The sequence below is a fragment of the Shewanella sp. POL2 genome (genome assembly GCF_000282755.1).
GTDB lineage: Bacteria > Pseudomonadota > Gammaproteobacteria > Enterobacterales > Shewanellaceae > Shewanella > Shewanella xiamenensis.
Window position 1 is genome coordinate 63,362 of sequence record NZ_AKZL01000012.1, and the last position, 18,152, is coordinate 81,513.

Genomic DNA, 18,152 nt, shown 5'->3' on the forward strand with positions numbered 1-18,152 from the left:
ATTCAAAAGCATGAATGGCAGTACTGCGATTCATGCTTTTTTATGGTTTGCTTTTAGCGTGCCACTTGGGCCTCGATGGCTTGATTGCGCATCTGAATAAGTTCGCTGTGTTTGAGATACAGCAAATCAGCGGTACGGCGGATGATCTGATCTTCATACTGTGACAGTTGCCCGTCGGCATAGGCTAGTTGCCACATGGCTAATAGCAGCTGTTGCTTTTGCTCCAAGCTAAATTCGGCATTAATGGTATTGGTAAACTCAAATAATGAGGTGGCATTACCTTGGGCTTTTTTGGCCTCTTCAATTAAATCATTAGCATCCTGCGCCGACATCGATAGGGTCTCTGTCAGAAGCTTAGGCAATAGTGCTCTTTCTTCTGCGGCGAGGGTTTCATCGGCATATACCACTTCGAGCAACATGCTCGCCGCCGCTAATTTTAGCTGGTGGGCTTTCTCCTCTGGAGAGATGGCATGGGTGTGGGATTGAAGGAATCGTTTCAGCTTCGCAATCATAAAGTGGCACTGCTCTGGCAAGAAGGAATAACTAGATAGAGTGATTTTTCACGTTAAAGTTCACCCTAAGCATAGGCTTAGGGTGGGGCGACATTTATAGCAGAGTATTTAAACCCTTCATCAGCAGATCTGAGCTGCCTTCGGCGCCATTTGTCTCAAGATAAGACTTGGCAATATTGATCATTGGCATGGCTAATTCTTTAGAAATACCTAGTTTTTCAAAGGCATCTAACACCATTGCGCTACCTTGCAGAGAAGAGCCAATATTGCCAGCCTTAGACAACAGGCCAGAAACGCCTGAGTTCGCATCAAGTTTAGGTGCTGCGGCTAATAGGCTGTCGGCATTAGGGATACTGGCAGCTAGTTTGGTGTAATCATTCGAACCTAGACTCGATTGTGCTAGGCCTAACAGACTACCTAAACCGCCTTCGGCTTGGGTTTGGTTCAGTCCGAGTTGCGACATCACGCTGCCAACTAATGCGTTGGATTGGGTGACGCTACCTGTTGCCACTTTCTCTGTTTTTGCTGGTGTTCCTGCAAGGTTATCTAACCAGCTTGCACTGGTGGGAGTGGCTAAAAGTGTGGCGCTAATCAGAATAGAGAGTGTGAAAGTGTGTTTCATAGAGTGGCATCCTTTGACGGTTTGCGCGCAATAAAGTGGACAGTGTAACGGCTTTGAGACTTTTGTTGCAGCCCTTTTCTGTGATTTACGGTTCACTCAGGTGATTTGTGTTGTGCATTGGGGCGGGATTTTGGGTATCCTTAGCGACAATTCACGGTGTTAATTTACTTCAATTATTTTGGAAAGGCGCATGTCACTATCCGCAATTTTGACCGAAGCTTATAACTTTTTCCGTAATCATCTCACTCAGCTTGCCATGCTGACGGTGCCACTGTTATTAGTGCAGGTTGGTATTCAGCTATGGCTTGGCACAGAGATGAGCAAAGTTGATCTGGAAAACCCGCAGTTTGGCGCATCACACATGATTGCTATGATGCTCCTTCTGCTGCTCTTCTCGGTATTGATTGCGGCGTTAACGCTGTTTTTAGAACTGAGATCCCAAGGGCATAATCCATCAGCTGGTATGGTACTGAAAGCCAGTTTACCCTTTGTGCCAACTTTACTCTTGGCTGGCGTATTCTCTGGACTGGCCATTTTAGCGCCAGTGATGCTATTTGCAGCGTTTGGCCCTATGTGGTTAGTGGGACTCGTTATTAGCTTTTATCTGTTTGCTCGCCTAGCCTATGTGAACTTTATGGTGGTGGTTGAGCGTTTAACTCCGCTGGAAGCGATTAAGGCAAGCTTTAGCTTTAGTGGCCCGATTGTGTTAAAAACCATTGCGTTATTGATGCTTTACTTACCGCTTTCTGTAGTTGGTAGCCAGCTTTCAGCAGCGGCATCTTTTGGTGGCTTGCCTGTGCAATTGCTCGCGGATACCTTTATGGCGTTTATTGGGTTATTCGTAAACTTGGCATTGTTCCGTTTGTATATGGTGTCTAAAAAGCCAACTGCGGAATAATATCAACTGAGCAAATTCAATTTGAGGTAAGCATTTATGGGGACTGAGGCTGAGTTACTGGATAGTGAATTTATCCAAGGGTTTTCGGCCTCGCTTCTTGATGATTACCTCAATGCTAAAAACTATGTGCAGGATGTGCCTACTCAGTCATTACTGCATATTCGCAGTTTTACCCATAGGCTGACTGACTTGCTAGGGCAGAGTAAAGCGGTGTCCTTTGCTAGCCCCAATCTCTATGATCGTATTGAGCTGTTAAATCAAAAACGGCTGATCGATGTGAAGACCACCAGAGCGTTGCATCGCCTGCGTGCTGATGGTAACCGTGGCGCTCACCCTGAAAAATATCATCTTACCCAAGAGCAGTTACTCGCCTTGGCCCAAAAAGCCATTAAAGATGTACTCGCTTTAGTCGAGCATCTGTATCCGAAGATGGTTGGCTGCGAGGCGCCTGCATACCGCTTTCAAGCCAGCGATGCGATAACGGTTAAAGATCTCTGTTACCGCGCGGTGATGGAGGATGATTCCAATGCGCAGTATCTTGTGGGGATCTCTTTTAAAACCAAAGCATTAATGCTTAAGGAGCAGGAGCTTGCCCTCGTCGATCAGTACTATGGTACTGAAGACGATAGCCCAGTAGTAAAAGCTGTCGCACAAAAAGCCAGTGATACTTTTGCTAAGGCTGCCTACTGGTTTGCCCTTGCAGCCCCAACCCATATGCAAGCCCTCTATGAGCATGGAGTGAGTTTAATCCATGGCTATCAGGGAGAGGCCGATGCCATTAAAGGCGAGGCTGCGATAGCTACTGCGGCTGAGGCTGGCGTGGTCAATGCGATGGCGCTGCTTGGCTATTTCTACCTAGTGGGCAGTGAGTCATTTAAGCCGGATTTAGCCCAAGCGAAACACTTTTTACAGCTGGCGGCCGAAGGTGAGCAAACCGAAGCCATGGCGAATTTAGGTGTGCTTTACTATCAAACCAAGGATTTACCGCAAGCCTATCATTTTATAAGTAAAGCGGCGCAGGCGGGTTATCCCCATGCCCAATATCATTTGGCCTTAATGCTCGCCAATGGTGATGGTTGTCAGCGAGATCCTATCGCGAGTGAGTATTGGATGGCCGAAGCGGCAGAGCAAGGTCAGCTCGATGCCATGCTTACCCGTGCGCAACATATGCTAAATGATGAAAGTGGCTTGGGTGGCGATGTGAGTCAGGCTGAGCGCTATCTGCGTGAGGTCATTAAATATGGTCACAGTGTGCCTGCCATGATTGAGCTGAGTATGGCATTGGCCGACGGCATTTTGGGACGCATTGATGTGGTGGGTTCTGCGGCGCTGCTAAATCTAGCGCGCCGTCATGCCAATAGCAAAGAGGCTGAGATCATCGAGCCTCTTTGGCAATCGCTTGTTTTACAAATCGATACTGTACTGAAGATCACTCAAGATCCCGGTGAAATTCATACCCTTAATCGCGCCAAGGATCTGCTAAGCGCTTAGGGCTACTCTTCCTCTTTTTGATGTTCGAAGATACGACCTCGGTACTGAGTTGCATGGGGTTCACGCACAACATTCGCGGTTTGATTAAACGTTGACGTTTGGCTAGTCGCCTCGCTCGCTTGTGCCTGCGCTCGGCGCGCTTGCTCACGATTAAACTTACTCAATTGGCGTGCTACATAAATACGACTAAATAGCACTAAGCAGCCTAGAGCAATTGCGCCAAATAAAAGCACAAAAGGTAATAAAAACAGAGATAAACAGATTAGACTGACACTGATTGCCATCGCTAACCAAGCCCGTGCTCCTGAAATGCGTGGCTGAAATGGGCTCTGTTGAAATTGTTGATAAATCATAAGAACTCCTAATCAAAATGGGTGAGGCTGAAGGTGAGTCGCCCAGTATTTGATAACGGGCTTGGCCAAATTGCTATGTTAGAGAAGCCTCTTTCCCCAATGTTATGGACGTTCAGTGTGCAATAAATAAACGGATTGCGTCACGTTAATTTGGGTTAATTTACGTTCTTTTACGTCCATGACTTTAGTTTGTTGGTGGCTTGTGGTTGATGTGAGCTTTGGGTTGTTATTTGGTGTTGCTCAGGTTTTAATTGGTTATCTTTATGTTTTTGCTTAATTATTTATTAATTTGGTGACGAGTGATTCTTTGTTTGCGCTGTAACATGTGCGAAAATTTAGCCGAATTTTTGATTGGTTTTGGCTAACACTGTAAATTTATTACAGTAAGTGCCAACCAATCTTACCACTTCTTCCTTCAAAGCTGTAAAACCATAGATACCAACATGAACTCATACTCGCTTAAACAAAAGATCCTGATTTCGGTCGTGATTGCGCTTTCCCTCGTGATTGGCTTGCTGTCGTGGCAAAGTTATTCCAGTCAAAAGTCATTGTTGTTGCAAAATAGTTTGGAGCAGGTGCAGCGACTGGGTGATCAACAGGCTGAGCGCATTCAAGAGTGGTTAGCTGGGCGTCAGGATATCGTAGGGGCGTTAGCCGTTAAAGTTGAAGGTGACAGTTTAAACGCATTACAGCAGGCGCAAGCTTCGGGGCGATTCCAACTCACTTACTACGGTACACAAGCGGGGCAGATGCTGGACTCCGATCCAAGCATAGACCGTACGGGTTACGATCCGAGAGCGCGCCCTTGGTATAAACAAGCGATAAATGAGCGCGGTCTTATTCTCACCAAACCTTATGTTGACGTAGCTTACAATGTGTTAGTGGTCACTATGGCGCAGGCGGTTTCACAAGGTGTGGTTGGGGGCGACCTGTCGATTGCGAGTTTGGTTGAAAGTGTCAATCGCATGACCTTACCAGCCAATGGTCATGCAATCATGCTGCACAAAGATGGCACTGTCATCGCTTACAAAGATGCCTCTAAGGCGATGAAACCCGTTAGCGATATTGACAACGACCTTAATCATAATTTACCCCAGCAGAGCCGTCAGGCCAGCACATGGCTGCCAATGTATTTCGAAAACGAAGGCCGCGATAAGTTAGTTTGGGGTGTCGATATTCCCAATACCGATTGGGAATTAGTGATAGTACTGGACAAAGAGACGCTTGAGGCGCCATTAACTAATTTACTGCTGACCCAATTGGGGCTGTCGGCCTTGATGCTATTACTGAGCGTATTGGCAATTTCTTGGTTGGTGAATCTATTGCTAGGTCCGCTTGGACGTGTATCGCAGGCGCTAGCGCGTATTGCCGATGGTAATGGCGATTTAACCCAACGTATTGAGGTTGATACGCAAGATGAAGTGGGCGTACTGGCCGACAGCTTTAACCGATTTGTCGGCAGTCAGCATCAGCTCATCAGCCATATTCGTCAGTTGGCCAGTGAACTGGATGCGGACGCAGAGCGTAGTCTCAAAACTAACCATATTGCCGTGGCCGAATTACAGCGCCAGCAACAAGAAGTTGCCATGGTCGCGACCGCCGTAACCGAAATGGCAAGTGCTACTAATGAAATTGCCGCGAATGCGGAAAATACCGCTACAGCTGCGCAGCAATCAGCAGCGAGCAGCTTCCAAGGGAAAGAGTTAGTTAATAAGACCCGTAGTTCGATTAATTCTTTAGCGGATGAAGTCACTCAAGCAACTGAGGTCATTGAAGATTTAAGTCGTCACGCTCAGTCGATTTCTAGCATTTTAGCGACAATTCAAGGGATTGCTGAGCAGACTAACCTGTTAGCCCTCAATGCGGCGATTGAGGCTGCCCGTGCGGGTGAGCAGGGCCGTGGCTTTGCGGTGGTGGCCGATGAAGTGCGGGTGTTATCACGCCGAACACAAGATTCGACCCAAGAAGTACATGCGACCATTGAAACTCTGCAACGTACAACGGCGAAGGCGGTGAGTTTGATGGAAAGCAGCCAAGTGTTAGCGGGTCATAGTGTTGAAGATGCTAATGCCGCAGCGAAGGCGCTGGAGGAGATTACTCAAGCCGTACATGTGATTTCGGATATGGCAGGCCAAATTGCGACCGCAGCTGAAGAGCAAACCCAAGTAACGGGTGAAATCACTCAAAATACGGTGGCCATTAAGGATGTGACCGACGAAATTACCGAAGCAGCGAAGTCGGATCTGACCCAAGCTCAGGCATTAAAGGCGCGTGCTAATGATCTTAATGCGCAGGTCGCAACGTTTATTCTGTAAGTTTGCTTGAATAAAACAGCCCAGAATACGTCAGTGTTCTGGGCTGTTTATTGGTCACTCCATTAACCCTGCGGCAGCATCAGCTTTTCGACACTTTGGCAGATAGTGTCGCGCATCCATTTATGGCCTTGATCTTCATCGTTGCGTTGATGCCACAGTAACACATAGGCCATTGGCATAAACTCAAAGGGTAAAGGCAACAGCTTTAATGGATAGAGTTTACAGGCATGTAGGGCAAAGCTAGAAGGTAAGGTAAAAATCAAATCACTGTGGGCGCAAACACTCGCCGCGCCATAAAAGTCTGGCACAGTGGTGCTAATTTTGCGCCTGTGCCCTAAGTCTGCCAGAAAATAATCCAGCGCCCACCAATCACTCCCTTCACAGCGCACTTGCACATGCGCCATCTCTAAGTACAAGGATAAATCCCATTGGGGCGAGGTGAGAGCGGCCATCAAGGGATGAGCTTGGCGCACCAAACATACCTGTCTGTCGGTAAACAGGGTTTGGCAGGCAATGCCTTCTGGCAGTCGGTCAGTGTGTGAATCTGAGAGCGGGTGTAGATCCCGTCCTGAAATCCCAAAGTCAATTTGCCCTTGCTGCAAGTCATGCATAGATTTTTCGGTCCAGACATAGGAATCGAGCTTGATATTGGGCGCACTATTTAATAGTGGACCTATAAAATAGGGGATCAAGGTTTCGTAGGCACTTTCGACCATGGCAAAGGAAAACTGCCTATTACTGCTGGCTGGAGTAAACGTCGGTGGCTGAGTCAGTTGATATAAGTCCTGCAGAATATTCGGCAGCTTTTGTCCAATATTGAGCGCATGCGCTGTGGGTTTTAGGCCATGGGCAGTACGTTGGAATAGGGGATCATCTAACGTTTCTCGCAGGCGATTCAAGCTCTTGCTCAACGCCGACTGGCTAATGTGTAATCGGCTCGCTGCGCGGGTGACACTTTGCTCTTCGAGCAAAACCTTCAATATCACCAGTAGGTTGAGGTCGATTCTGGCTAAGTTGTCGAGATTCATAGATATTCCTCAAAGGAAATTCACTTTGGAAATTATACCATTTCTGTTCATACCTTGAGTTATTTAAACTACCGCCCACTGAAATACCTTTTACTGTTAAACCGAGATACATGTTATGCGGCGCAATTTGTTACCTATTTTGATGTCTTTGGTGCTACTCAGCCCATTGGCAATTGATATTTACTTACCTTCTATGCCCACCATGGCGGCAGAGTTCGCCGTATCTGCCAGCGAAGTGCAGTCGACACTGGTATTATTTTTATTTGCTATGGGCGTCGGGCAGATATTGATTGGCCCATTAGCAGACCGTTATGGTCGTCGCCCTGTGGCACTCTTTGGCGTGTTGTTATATGGCGCCAGCAGTTTGCTTGCGGCCGCCGCGATTGAATTCCATTGGTTACAAATTGCCCGGGTATTACAAGGTTTGGCTGCCTGTTCGACCTCCATTGTGGTCTTTAGTGCAGTGCGCGATTGTTACTCACCAAAAGAAGGCGCCAAGATTTACAGTTACTTAAATGGGGCTATCTGCGTGATCCCTGCTCTGGCGCCAACCTTAGGGGGTCTATTGGCCATGCAGTTTGGCTGGCGATCAACCTTTGTATTTATGACCTTGTACGCGATTTTAATGATGCTCTTGGTCGGCTATCGTCTACCCGAAACTCGTCCAGCCAATACCGTTAGTACTGGCCCTCTTTATCGTTGGAGCCGTTATAAGCCGGTGCTGAGCAATACCCATTTCTTGTTCTATGCCTTTGCCTGTATGTCGGCGATGGCGGCGATTTTAAGTTATGTGTCTTACTCTCCCGTATGGCTTATCGGCCATCTAGGGGTATCCGAGCTGGCCTTTAGTGGGTTATTTGGATTGAATGCATTGGTCAATATTGCCGCTTGTTTTGTTGCGCCAGTAGTGATCCGTAAATTAGGTAATCGTCCCACCGCGATCTTCGCATTAGCTCTGCTGGTGCTCTCGGCGATATTAATTGTCACAGCGCAAGCCTTTGGCCCGAGTGTAGGAATGGCTGCTGCTTTTGCCTTTATGTTGCCTATGATGTTGTTGTGTATTGGTTTTGCATTCTTGTTAGGCCCAGCAACCAGTATGGCGCTTTCTGCCTTTGGCGAGCGAGCAGGAACGGCAACGGCAATGTTAGGTTTTATCCAAATGAGTGGCGCATCAGTGATTGCAGGCCTAGTGCAGCAAACAAGCCTGACTGCACCCTATGCGGTGGCGTTAGTGATGGGATTTTTCTCTATCGGCTTACTGTCAATGATGGCGTTAAGCCGATTCGACCACTGGCACCAAGAGCAGTTAGCCGCCGAGCATTAATACGCCCTAATCGGCTAATTAAAGAAACACCCTTTGCCCGTAGCTTATTTGACCATCGCTACGGGCATTTTTTAGGGATAATTCAAGCTGCTATACTGCTAGAAATTGTTTATCGAGAACGCGCTTTGAGCCGCCATTATTGCCCTACTTGCTGTTATCCAATCAATGCGTGCTTATGCTCCCATGTACAGCAGATAAAACCGCAGACGCAGCTCTTGGTATTACAGCACCCCTCTGAAGTCGAACATAAAAAGAATAGTGTTAGGGTGTTAAGCCTAGTGATACCCAATACTCAAGTATATGTGGGTGAGTCTGAAGCGGATTTTGCCTCGCTGCGGGAGCAATTAAGCCGATGTCAGCGCCCTGTTTATCTTGTATATCCCTCTGAGCAGAGCGCGAGTGTTGAAAGTCAGTCTATATGCGCTGATTGTGTGTTGCTATTAATCGATGGTACCTGGAGAAAAGCCTTTAAAATCTTGCAATTAAATCCATGGTTAACACAATTTCCGGCAGTGCATTTGGCCGAAGGCTATACGTCAAGATACAAGATCCGCAAATCAAGCCGCAGCGATAGTCTCTCAACCTTGGAGGCGTGTGCTTACATGTTAAAAGCGCTTGATGAGGGTTTAGATGTGAACCCGTTATTGGTCGCCTTTGATGCTATGGTTGCGATGCGATTGCAGGCGATGCCCGCAGAGGTGAGGTTGCGCTATGATTAATTTCACTTTTTAGAATTGCGGCAAGTGATTTTCATTTTTTGCATTTTTGAGACTCTGTACGAATTAAAATAGTTAAAATCTTATTCAGATCACGCTAACGTAACGTAAAACAAGGTTTAATAGTGACGATTCATTTGCACAGCAAATGATGAGATAGCTTTGCCAGCCAATTGCTTTGCAGGGGAGTGATTCCATATTTTATGGTGTGCTGGCAGGGCTATCGAGCCTATCGATAGCCAATCCATATTATCTTAATAAACAATCAGTCACTGTGTTTAAGCGCCTTTAATCGTCTCTATTTAAGCAATGTATTTCTCGGCTAAATAGGACTGAGTAAACTGCTCAACATAACTTGGATAACCAAATAAAAAGCCTTGGGCAAAGCCTTGTCCCATATGGGTAATAATGTCTTTTTGCTGTTGTGTCTCAATGCCTTCCGCCACAAAGTGAATGTTGAGCGCCTGTGCTAATTGCACAATGGCATGGCAGAGTTTTTGGCCTGATACATCGTTCAAACGTAGAACAAACTCAGCATCAATCTTGACACTATCAATGGGCAAGGTACCTAAGCGACTTAAAGAAGAAAGGCCAGTACCAAAGTCATCAATGGCAATGCCTACACCTAAGGCTTTAATACGCTCTAGCGTATAGCGCGCCTGTTCTGGTTGGCGTAGCAGTGCAGATTCGGTGATTTCTAAAATTAAGGCTTCAGCGGGAAGGGCGACTATTTCCAGCGCACTGACGACTTGGCCGACAAAGTCTACATGCTCTAATTGCAACGGAGAGACGTTAACCGAAATCTTAAAATCGGGCTGATATTGTGCGCGCCATAGTGATGCTTGCTTGCAGGCTTGTTCGAGTACCCATTGTCCTATGCTGACAATGAGCCCCGTTTCCTCCAATAAAGGCACAAACTCAGCTGCCTCATAATGCTCGCTGGGAGACTTTTGCCAGCGCAGTAGTGCCTCTGCACCAATGGGGGTGTTGGTGTGCAAATCCACAATGGCCTGATAGGCGAGTTTAAACTGCTTTAAACTGTGGGCATGCCTGAGATTATTGATGAGTTTTAACTTAAGCTCAGCGGCTTGGCTCATCGCTTTATCATAAAACACTAAATGAGGCTGGTTCTTCTTTGCGCAATACATGGCGGTGTCGGCCAAACTAATCAGTTGGCCAGCCTGATCACCGTGTGTAGGAAACAGCGCGATACCAATACTGGTACCGAGGAAAAACTTTTGCCCTTCGATTTCGAACGGACTGTCGAATAAACTTAAAATTTGCTCTGCGAACTCTTGTATTTCTTCCTTACAACTACAATCTTGTAGCACTAAGGTAAATTCGTCCCCACCCATACGGGCAATATCCGCTTTTTCGATACAACCCGCTTCTAAACGGGCGGCAACGAGTTGTAATACTCTATCGCCCATTGAATGGCCAAAGCTGTCATTGATATTTTTAAAGCCGTTGAGGTCTAAAAACATCAGTGCGCCGAGGGCGAGAGGATCGTCTTTTAATTTCTCAAGTGCGCCATTAAGTATCTGTTTAAGATGAAAACGATTTGGTAACCCCGTTAACGTATCATACATGGCGCGGGTGGTAAGTTGTGTCTCGAGCAGCTTTTTGGTGCTGATATCACTAAAGATATTCACATGATATTGAATGCCATCCGCAGCGATGCGCCGACTACTTTGCCATGCGGGAAACGTGCTGCCATCTGAGCGTTGTTTTAAGGCTTCACCCTGCCAAAACCCGCGCTGTTTTAAGGCCTGCAAACACTCGCTTTGTTCACTGAGATTAAGCGGGTTGGCTTCTAAAAAATCGGGCGTTTTATTGATTAATTGTTCCGCGCTATAGCCACAAATACGGCACATCGCCTTATTGACCGCCAATACCTTATTGTCGGTGTCGGTGATATAAACGGCCTCGGCACTTTCTTCCAAGGTCGTCGAGAGGATTTCTTTCGGGATATGGGCAAAACCATCGGCAATGGCTGGCCTGACTTGAGTTCTACGGTTTAATGCTTGTAACTCGACCAGTACAACAGGTTGTTGCTGTAAATAACAACGATAGAGGTTTACTCGGGTGGGCAGTTCATTCCCTTGATGATTAAGGTGGAGCCAACTGAATTCGACATTAACCCCCGAGACGGCTTCAAGGATCATCTCCCGCGCAAATTCAACACTGTTACGCCCAGATGATTGAATTCTAGGGGAAAAATCATAAGGTGTGGCATTGACAAAGGTGTCATATTCAGTACCAAAGTAGTCTAAGGTGGCACTGTTTGCGCTAATAAAACTAAAGCCTTGGATCAGCGCGAGGGGTGTTTTATGGGGATGGGCTCGCCAAATAGAGATTTTCTCTTGCAACAGCGGATCATCTGTTGTGAGTTTATTTAGCAAGTGCTGCCATCGAATCATTAGGATACTCCCTCGGTGACACAGATTAAGGTCACATCCTTTCCCTTAGTTTTTGTTTATATCAAATCGTACATCATTCATATGGGGTTAAAAATAAACCGAATCGATGTTTTGCTCAAATATAAATTAAAAAATAACAGTTTAAGATAGGTTCATTTGATTTACTTCAGCGAAAATCATGCTAACTCATCACGGCAAAATAATGTTTTATGCTATGTTTTGCCATACAGGCTCAGTTTAGCTTGGCCATTTGTGAATTAAGGACTCTAGAGAAGGTGTAGGATGCAAAGACTAGTCAAAACTATCGTTTTAGGTATGTGTCTCGCCGCAGTGTTGCCCGCGGCGCATGCTGCTGAACAACCCAAACCTCGGTTAACCTTGGAGCAAAGGGCTGATAAGGCGCGTATCGACTCTGAGCGGATTGAACAACTGCAACTTGAAAAGGCGCGCCAAGCAGCCAAAACAACCTCAGCACGGGAAGAAACAATAAAACAGCAAACCAATCCGCAGGATTGGGAAGTGCAACAAAAGCTCAAGGCGCAAAAGCAATTTGATGAAAGGGAAAGCCGTGAGCAAAAATATCTGCAAGAAGCCAAGGAAGCTGCGGCCAAAGAGCGTAAAATCCCTAAACCTTAGCTGTTAATCGCGATCTATTTAAAGGCAATCTCTGCCGTTTGCCTTACGACTTTTTAGGAACTGCTGTTGAATACCTGTCCGCTGTGCCATAGCACCGATTTAGTGGCTTATCATCAAGATAAACGTCGTTGTTACCAACAATGCCAGCGCTGTGCTTTGGTGAGTGTCCCCGCCGAGTTTTATCTAAGCTCTGAAGCTGAAAAAGCCGAATATGACAAGCACGAAAATCACCCACAGGACCTCGGTTATCAGCAGTTTTTAGATAGAACTCTCGCTCCTTTGTTGACCCGCTTTACTCCATCGGCGTTAGGGCTCGATTTTGGTTGTGGTGAAGGCAAAGTCTTAAGTCTGATGGCCAAAGCGCGGGGTTATCGGGTCGAGAACTACGATCTTTATTACGCTAACCACCCCGAGTTACTGACTCGGCAATACGATTTTATTACCCTGACCGAAGTTATTGAGCATGTGAGTGATGCCGATGCTTTGCTGACTCTGTTGAAGGGGATGATCAAACCTCAAGGCATTTTGGCCGTGATGACCAAGCGAGTGCTTAATCCCACGGCATTTAGCGCTTGGCATTATAAAAATGATCCCACTCATATTAACTTTTACTCCGAAGCCACCTTTCAATGGCTCGCCGAGCATTACGGCTGGCGGCTCGAAGTGATAGATAAAGACGTGGTGTTTTTGCACCAAGCCCACTAATGCGTTGGAGGCTTTTGCTGTCGCAGATAAGTTGGGATTTGCAACTTGTCTAAATCAAACTTCGATTGTGCTGGTTCGGGTAAAGGTAAGGCTGGACGCTTAATAAAATCATGCACATTGATATAGCTATCATCAACAATCTGCACAGGGTCTGGTTTTGCTGTCTGCTCTAATCCAATTCCCGTGGCAATCACCATGATTTCGAGCTCTGACTCGAGTTCAGGATCTATGGTAAGCCCAATAATAACAAGCGCATCCTTGGGTAATTGCTCATGCACTGTCGCACCGATTTGGTTGTATTGACTGAGTTCGATGGTGTCTTTGGCTACCACACTGACAATCGCAGCTTGCGCTTGATTTAGCTGGATATTATCGAGCAGGGGATGTTGCATGGCGCGTTTAACGGCTGAGACCAGATCGTCATCCGCCTTAAGGTTACTCACGCCCATGGCCGCACGGCCTTGGCGACTGATGACGGAAATAAAGTCATTTAAATCAATATTGATAAGCCCTGCTTGGCTGATGGTAGTGGCAAGCCCAAACAGTACATCCTGCAAAATTTTATTGCTCTCCTTAAAGGCGTTAAGCAAGGTGACTTTGGCTCCGAGCACCTCGGCAAGCTTGTCATTGGGGAGTACGATAACAGCATTGGCACTTTCCAATAATGCTTGTAATCCCGCCTCGGCATTGGCCGCTCTATGTTGCCCCTCAAAACTAAAGGGCGTAGTGACGACGGCGATAACGGGTTTCAATAGTTCTCGGGCGAGTCTTGCGACCTGTGGAAGTGCACCAGTGCCCGTTCCGCCACCTAAACCCGCAGTCAGAAATACAATATCCGCGTGCTGCATTTGCTGACTTAATTCTTGGGCCGATTCAATCGCAGCCGCACAACCGACATCAGGTTTAGCGCCAGCGCCTAAGCCTCTGGTGGTTTGCGGGCCAATTTGAATGCGGGCGTGGCTGCTGGTGGCCGCCATGGCTTGCGCGTCGGTATTGACCGAGACCAGTTCGACGCTTGGCGGCAGATTGGCGTGGCTGAGTTGATTAATGGTATTGCAGCCGCAGCCTCCCACACCCAACACGGTTAATTTGGGCATAGTGCTAGCGGATCCTTCACTGATAAGTTCAAACATGGTGATTCTCACGGTTAGCTATTATGTCTTAAGGCTAACCTTGAGTAGCGACTAGGCTTGTCGCATCAAACACTTAAACCGCAGAAAGATATTTGGCATACATTTTTTGGCTTAGGGCTGCAAAATGCTCCCGCAGTTTTGCTGGGGCTAATACCTCAACGGTGTCGGCCATTTCCCATAGCGCCGCGCGAAGTTTTGGGGTGTCATTGACCTCAGCCGTTACATAAAAGCGCCCATCCTCACGTAATTGCATGGTTTGGTTTTCGCTAAATTTAGCTTCACGCATGATAAAACTTGCCCGATCGGCGAGCAGTAATTCGAGGTGAATTTTTTCACCACTTAGACCTTGGGCGGTTTTATTAATATCAAAATCTGCACTCGCCACCGCCGGGGTCGACAGTAACTGTGCATTACGCAGTAAACCTATTGGTTTATGATGGCGGCGTTTATCAAAACTGCCAATCGTAAAGGCGAGCAGTGCTACACCGTCACGGATTAAAATTCCCTGTGGATTGATTGGGTTGTAATGCAGCCAATGCATTTTGCCATTGATCCGTTTTTTTATATCGCAGCTAATTTGCTTTTTATCCAAAATCGCCTGTTGTATTACCTCTAGGGATTTAGGTTCGTGCTGCGGCAGGATAAAGGGATAAGGCTCTGGGAGCTGTGCAACTCGGCAAGCCCAATAAAGCCAAGGATTCTCAGGATCGCTAGCCAGCACTTGGTCGGCCCGTTCGAAATAGGGTTGCAGTTGTTGCAAGCTTTGCGGCGGCATCAACTGGCTGGCACTTCGCTTTAAGGTGGTTAATGCCAGCGCCATATGTTGATCCATTAAGTCCAGATTAAGGCCACGCCAGCAAGATTCAATCGACCAACCATAGGGCTTGTTTCTGTCATCAAGGCGCAAGCCAAAGGTGCCCATTTCATACATCGCCTTGAGATCTCGCTGCACTGAACGCTTACTGATATCTTGCGTGCGGTTTGCCAGTCGCTCGACTAATTCATTCACCGAAATTTTGCGCGGAGCCCGCGGGATTAAGCTGAGTAAGGTCACTTGACGCTGAAAATTAGGCTGCATATTAATTGATAAGTTACAGGCTTAGGCTCGAATATCCGTATATTAATCAATAGCAGCGACAAAAGCTGTCGTAGCTATTGAGCTTTGGCCTATAAATGATGCTTAAAAGCGATGGAGAGTTAAAAGCAGTGAAGCTGAATCGTCTAACTTTGTTTAACCGCCAAACTTTGCTATTTGGCATTGACAGTTAGCTAACGCAGTTTTGCCCCAAAGTGAGTTAACAAGTTGTCTGTGGTGCATCTAAAAGCAGACTTTCTTGCCTAAAAGTTTTCATCCTTAATAACTCAACTTTTGCAATTCATACAGATGACTAAAGGCTGGATAGGCATACAGTCATATTTAAAAATGATGATTTTCATCCTAACTTTGTGCGCGTTTTTCCAGATGGTGTATTTGGAAGAAAGCTGATAAGTTCTTTGCATACAGATAGTTAACCGTGCGCGTTTTCACTGGCCCAACGAGGTAAACGCGCATGCGCACTAATAAAATGTTAGGCATTCAATTAGTCGTTTATGCTTGCCATTATATTGTGTATATACAATAATTCGTCTCATGATGAAAACAACCCCCTCGAAACGTGGCAGACCCCAAAAGCCAGATAGTGCTTCCGAAGTGCTGCCACCTGTTCGTGTAACAGCAAAGCAAAAAGAGACATATAAAGACGCGGCTAAATTTGCAGGACTGTCTCTATCGGCTTGGCTAAAAGAAGCTGCTGAAGATAAGTTATCTAGACAGCTAAAATCAGGAGCGAAATAGTGTCAATCAGACAATCAATTGAACAAGATGAACTCTTTGAAAATGAGTTCAAAGGCAAAAGACAAAAAAAAGATATAGCTAGCTTATATGCTCCAGTTTATGAACATCCAAATGGAACTTTATTTGAAGGTGATTCAATCGAATGGCTCAAGAGTCTTGAATCAGAATCAGTAGACCTTATTTTTGCTGACCCACCATATAATATTAAAAAGGCGGACTGGGATAAGTTCGAAACGCAAGAAAAATATATTGATTGGTCAATGCAGTGGATATCCGAGGCTCACAGAGTGCTTAAAAAGGAAGGAACACTGTATGTATGTGGTTTTTCGGAAATACTGGCTGATATTAAACACCCGTCAATGAAATACTTTAAGGCTTGTCGTTGGCTTATTTGGCATTATAAGAATAAAGCCAACTTAGGTAACGATTGGGGTCGATCGCATGAAAGTATCCTTCATCTGCGCAAGTCAAAAAAACAAATTTTTAACGTGGACGATGTAAGAATTCCATACAGCGGGCATACATTGAAATACCCATCTCATCCCCAAGCAGAAACGAGTCAATATGGGAATGGTGGTAAAAGAAAAGACGTTTGGACTCCTCATCCAAAAGGTGCGAAACCAAGAGACGTTGTTGAAGTCCCAACAACCTGTAATGGGATGGGCGAAAAGACAAAACACCCAACGCAAAAACCAGAAGAGTTAGTACGTAAATTTATTATGGCATCTTCCAACAAAGGCGATTTTGTTATTGATCCATTTTCGGGTTCTGGAACGACCGCAGTCGTCGCAGAGCAATTAGGCCGGCGCTGGGCGGCTTGTGATATTGATGCAGAGTATAATGAGTGGGCAATGGATAGACTTGATAACGTAATATATAGAACAAAAGAAGAATGGATCGAATTTGATCGAGAAAATGATAAAAGAAGGAATTCCATTAGATGAATTTGAATGAGCTGGTTGCCCATGCACTGAATAAAGAAAATTTTACAACCGTCGAAGATTACTTAGATTTCCCCAAGTATTATCTTGAATTTATAAAGGAAAATTTACAGGCCGTAATAGTCTCGAAAAATGAAAATCACTATCAGTTTTTCCAATACAAAAAAGATGGCACCTTCAATGTCACTAGACCAATTAACTCAAACCTTCTCTACTCACTTGAAGATTTTGAAAAATCATCAAGTGAATTTGTTGAGCTTATTAACAACATAAGAGAGCGCAACTTTGATACTTCCGAGAATAGAGAGCTGATCAATCGATTAATTTATTCGGCCCAACAATCGATTGGTGCTTGTTTGGATGCTCTGCCAGCAAACCAGTCAAATACTGCGCGAAAGATAAACGGCGATTTGTTTGAAAGGTTTATTCGCTTAATTATCGAACGATGCGGCCTTGATGTAACTGAGGGAACTATTCGTGTTCCGGTTGAAGTGGACGGCCATGAAGCGTTCAAGATGAATTATCAGCATGACTTGAATTTGATAAAAAACGGTGAAGTAATGGCTATTGGTTCAGTCAAAACTTCCAGTAAAGATCGTCTTGACAAAGTTTTTATTGATAAGTTTTTATACAATCGGCTGACAGAAAAAGAAACTCCCCACTTTGCGATCTTTCTGAATGACGTACAGAGAAAAGGGCAGGAAGGGAAGTACGGTATAAGCGCAACATTTCTCCCAGGCCACTTCAAAGGCTATACCGTGAAGCTGAATCCTTTGGATGGTGTTTACTATTGCGACATTCGACCAAATATGATTTCTGAGCCAATTCTGAAAGATCACATAAAGACATTTGACCACTTTTTGTTTTCCGATATGTGGAGCTTCGTGAAATAAATGCCTAACAAATAAGGATAGGCCGCGCGTAGCCGCGACCTTATCCCAAGTGTTGAACAAGCCCGATGCTGGTTGTTGACACTTTATTATGCAAATAGCGGATTGAGAATGTGTACTGGCGAAGGTCTTATTTTAAAAGAGACTTTTATGCAGACATGACCCGCCCTTAGCGAACGAGCTAATATTTTTATTACCTATTCATCAAGCTGTTATCGAGTCCTCATTCTGTTTGGTTAACCCGTTATCCTTATACTTCTTGCCTTAGGCGATGATGTTAGCGTCTGTCGGTCGATGACGCACATGAACGCCCATAAAACGCATCGCGAGATGG

At 45.8% G+C, this 18,152-nt stretch carries 16 protein-coding genes; 9 read left to right on the top strand and 7 right to left on the bottom strand.

Annotated elements, in window-relative coordinates:
* Positions 1-53 precede the first annotated feature (53 nt).
* Positions 54-512: a TerB family tellurite resistance protein gene (locus SHEWPOL2_RS04985; RefSeq protein WP_037423583.1), complete on the bottom strand. Its 459-nt coding sequence runs from the start codon at positions 510-512 to the stop codon at positions 54-56.
* A gap of 94 nt (positions 513-606) precedes the next feature.
* Entirely contained in the window at positions 607-1,134 is a 528-nt protein-coding gene (locus tag SHEWPOL2_RS04990; RefSeq protein WP_037423580.1) for a DUF2780 domain-containing protein, read from the bottom strand.
* A 190-nt stretch (positions 1,135-1,324) separates the two neighbouring features.
* On the opposite strand from SHEWPOL2_RS04990, the gene SHEWPOL2_RS04995 reads away from it, so the two are divergent.
* Both SHEWPOL2_RS04995 and SHEWPOL2_RS05000 read left to right on the top strand, forming a co-directional pair.
* Entirely contained in the window at positions 1,325-2,032 is a 708-nt protein-coding gene (locus SHEWPOL2_RS04995) for a hypothetical protein (RefSeq protein WP_037426674.1), read from the top strand.
* Between the two features lie 36 nt (positions 2,033-2,068).
* Entirely contained in the window at positions 2,069-3,523 is a 1,455-nt protein-coding gene (locus SHEWPOL2_RS05000) for a DUF4145 domain-containing protein (RefSeq protein WP_037426676.1), read from the top strand.
* 2 nt (positions 3,524-3,525) lie between these two features.
* Here SHEWPOL2_RS05000 and SHEWPOL2_RS05005 read toward each other — a convergent pair whose 3' ends face one another.
* The gene (locus SHEWPOL2_RS05005) at positions 3,526-3,876 is read right to left on the bottom strand and encodes a hypothetical protein (RefSeq protein ID WP_037426678.1); all 351 of its coding nucleotides are present in this window, start codon (positions 3,874-3,876) and stop codon (positions 3,526-3,528) included.
* Between the two features lie 443 nt (positions 3,877-4,319).
* Here SHEWPOL2_RS05005 and SHEWPOL2_RS05010 point away from each other — a divergent pair, with 443 nt between their 5' ends.
* Entirely contained in the window at positions 4,320-6,191 is a 1,872-nt protein-coding gene (locus tag SHEWPOL2_RS05010) for a methyl-accepting chemotaxis protein (RefSeq protein WP_037426680.1), read from the top strand.
* 62 nt (positions 6,192-6,253) lie between these two features.
* On the opposite strand, the gene SHEWPOL2_RS05015 is transcribed toward SHEWPOL2_RS05010, so the two are convergent.
* Positions 6,254-7,219, bottom strand: coding sequence for a LysR family transcriptional regulator (locus SHEWPOL2_RS05015; RefSeq protein ID WP_037426682.1), 966 nt, complete (start codon positions 7,217-7,219; stop codon positions 6,254-6,256).
* Between the two features lie 115 nt (positions 7,220-7,334).
* Between SHEWPOL2_RS05015 and SHEWPOL2_RS05020 the strand changes: the two genes are divergently transcribed.
* Together SHEWPOL2_RS05020 and SHEWPOL2_RS05025 are read left to right on the top strand one after the other, a co-directional pair.
* Entirely contained in the window at positions 7,335-8,543 is a 1,209-nt protein-coding gene (locus SHEWPOL2_RS05020; RefSeq protein WP_037423563.1) for a multidrug effflux MFS transporter, read from the top strand.
* A gap of 125 nt (positions 8,544-8,668) precedes the next feature.
* A complete protein-coding gene (locus SHEWPOL2_RS05025; protein WP_037423561.1) occupies positions 8,669-9,262 on the top strand; it encodes a tRNA-uridine aminocarboxypropyltransferase in 594 nt (197 codons plus the stop codon).
* Between the two features lie 299 nt (positions 9,263-9,561).
* Here SHEWPOL2_RS05025 and pdgA read toward each other — a convergent pair whose 3' ends face one another.
* Positions 9,562-11,679 (bottom strand): diguanylate cyclase PdgA, encoded by a 2,118-nt coding sequence (gene pdgA, locus SHEWPOL2_RS05030; RefSeq protein WP_037426685.1) that lies wholly within the window; start codon positions 11,677-11,679, stop codon positions 9,562-9,564.
* 282 nt (positions 11,680-11,961) lie between these two features.
* Between pdgA and SHEWPOL2_RS05035 the strand changes: the two genes are divergently transcribed.
* Positions 11,962-12,315 carry a hypothetical protein gene (locus tag SHEWPOL2_RS05035; protein WP_037426688.1) on the top strand — a complete coding sequence of 118 codons (354 nt, stop codon included), beginning with the start codon at positions 11,962-11,964 and terminating at the stop codon, positions 12,313-12,315.
* A 66-nt stretch (positions 12,316-12,381) separates the two neighbouring features.
* The gene (locus tag SHEWPOL2_RS05040; RefSeq protein ID WP_037426691.1) at positions 12,382-13,020 is read left to right on the top strand and encodes a class I SAM-dependent methyltransferase; all 639 of its coding nucleotides are present in this window, start codon (positions 12,382-12,384) and stop codon (positions 13,018-13,020) included.
* Here SHEWPOL2_RS05040 and ftsZ read toward each other — a convergent pair.
* Together ftsZ and SHEWPOL2_RS05050 are read right to left on the bottom strand one after the other, a co-directional pair.
* Positions 13,017-14,117 (bottom strand): cell division protein FtsZ, encoded by a 1,101-nt coding sequence (ftsZ, locus tag SHEWPOL2_RS05045; RefSeq protein ID WP_239642737.1) that lies wholly within the window; start codon positions 14,115-14,117, stop codon positions 13,017-13,019. The two genes, SHEWPOL2_RS05040 and ftsZ, sit on opposite strands and share 4 nt — an antisense overlap.
* A 109-nt stretch (positions 14,118-14,226) precedes the next feature.
* Positions 14,227-15,231 (bottom strand): WYL domain-containing protein, encoded by a 1,005-nt coding sequence (locus tag SHEWPOL2_RS05050; protein WP_037426697.1) that lies wholly within the window; start codon positions 15,229-15,231, stop codon positions 14,227-14,229.
* Between the two features lie 755 nt (positions 15,232-15,986).
* Here SHEWPOL2_RS05050 and SHEWPOL2_RS05060 point away from each other — a divergent pair.
* Complete coding sequence (locus SHEWPOL2_RS05060) at positions 15,987-16,931, top strand: DNA methyltransferase (RefSeq protein WP_083848299.1); 945 nt, start codon at positions 15,987-15,989, stop codon at positions 16,929-16,931.
* Positions 16,928-17,821: a hypothetical protein gene (locus SHEWPOL2_RS05065; RefSeq protein WP_037426702.1), complete on the top strand. Its 894-nt coding sequence runs from the start codon at positions 16,928-16,930 to the stop codon at positions 17,819-17,821. The genes SHEWPOL2_RS05060 and SHEWPOL2_RS05065 overlap by 4 nt, the downstream gene beginning before the upstream one ends.
* Positions 17,822-18,152: the final 331 nt, after the last annotated feature.

What these genes read in the sequence shown, in the direction of transcription:
- SHEWPOL2_RS05035 (WP_037426688.1), top strand. Translation starts at nt 11,962, where the DNA reads ATGCAAAGACTAGTCAAAACTATCGTTTTAGGTATGTGTCTCGCCGCA.
- SHEWPOL2_RS05010 (WP_037426680.1), top strand. Translation starts at nt 4,320, where the DNA reads ATGAACTCATACTCGCTTAAACAAAAGATCCTGATTTCGGTCGTGATT.
- SHEWPOL2_RS05065 (WP_037426702.1), top strand. Translation starts at nt 16,928, where the DNA reads ATGAATTTGAATGAGCTGGTTGCCCATGCACTGAATAAAGAAAATTTT.
- SHEWPOL2_RS04990 (WP_037423580.1), bottom strand. Translation starts at nt 1,134, where the DNA reads ATGAAACACACTTTCACACTCTCTATTCTGATTAGCGCCACACTTTTA.
- pdgA (WP_037426685.1), bottom strand. Translation starts at nt 11,679, where the DNA reads ATGATTCGATGGCAGCACTTGCTAAATAAACTCACAACAGATGATCCG.
- SHEWPOL2_RS04995 (WP_037426674.1), top strand. Translation starts at nt 1,325, where the DNA reads ATGTCACTATCCGCAATTTTGACCGAAGCTTATAACTTTTTCCGTAAT.
- SHEWPOL2_RS05000 (WP_037426676.1), top strand. Translation starts at nt 2,069, where the DNA reads ATGGGGACTGAGGCTGAGTTACTGGATAGTGAATTTATCCAAGGGTTT.
- ftsZ (WP_239642737.1), bottom strand. Translation starts at nt 14,117, where the DNA reads ATGCCCAAATTAACCGTGTTGGGTGTGGGAGGCTGCGGCTGCAATACC.
- SHEWPOL2_RS04985 (WP_037423583.1), bottom strand. Translation starts at nt 512, where the DNA reads ATGATTGCGAAGCTGAAACGATTCCTTCAATCCCACACCCATGCCATC.
- SHEWPOL2_RS05020 (WP_037423563.1), top strand. Translation starts at nt 7,335, where the DNA reads ATGCGGCGCAATTTGTTACCTATTTTGATGTCTTTGGTGCTACTCAGC.
- SHEWPOL2_RS05015 (WP_037426682.1), bottom strand. Translation starts at nt 7,219, where the DNA reads ATGAATCTCGACAACTTAGCCAGAATCGACCTCAACCTACTGGTGATA.
- SHEWPOL2_RS05050 (WP_037426697.1), bottom strand. Translation starts at nt 15,231, where the DNA reads ATGCAGCCTAATTTTCAGCGTCAAGTGACCTTACTCAGCTTAATCCCG.
- SHEWPOL2_RS05005 (WP_037426678.1), bottom strand. Translation starts at nt 3,876, where the DNA reads ATGATTTATCAACAATTTCAACAGAGCCCATTTCAGCCACGCATTTCA.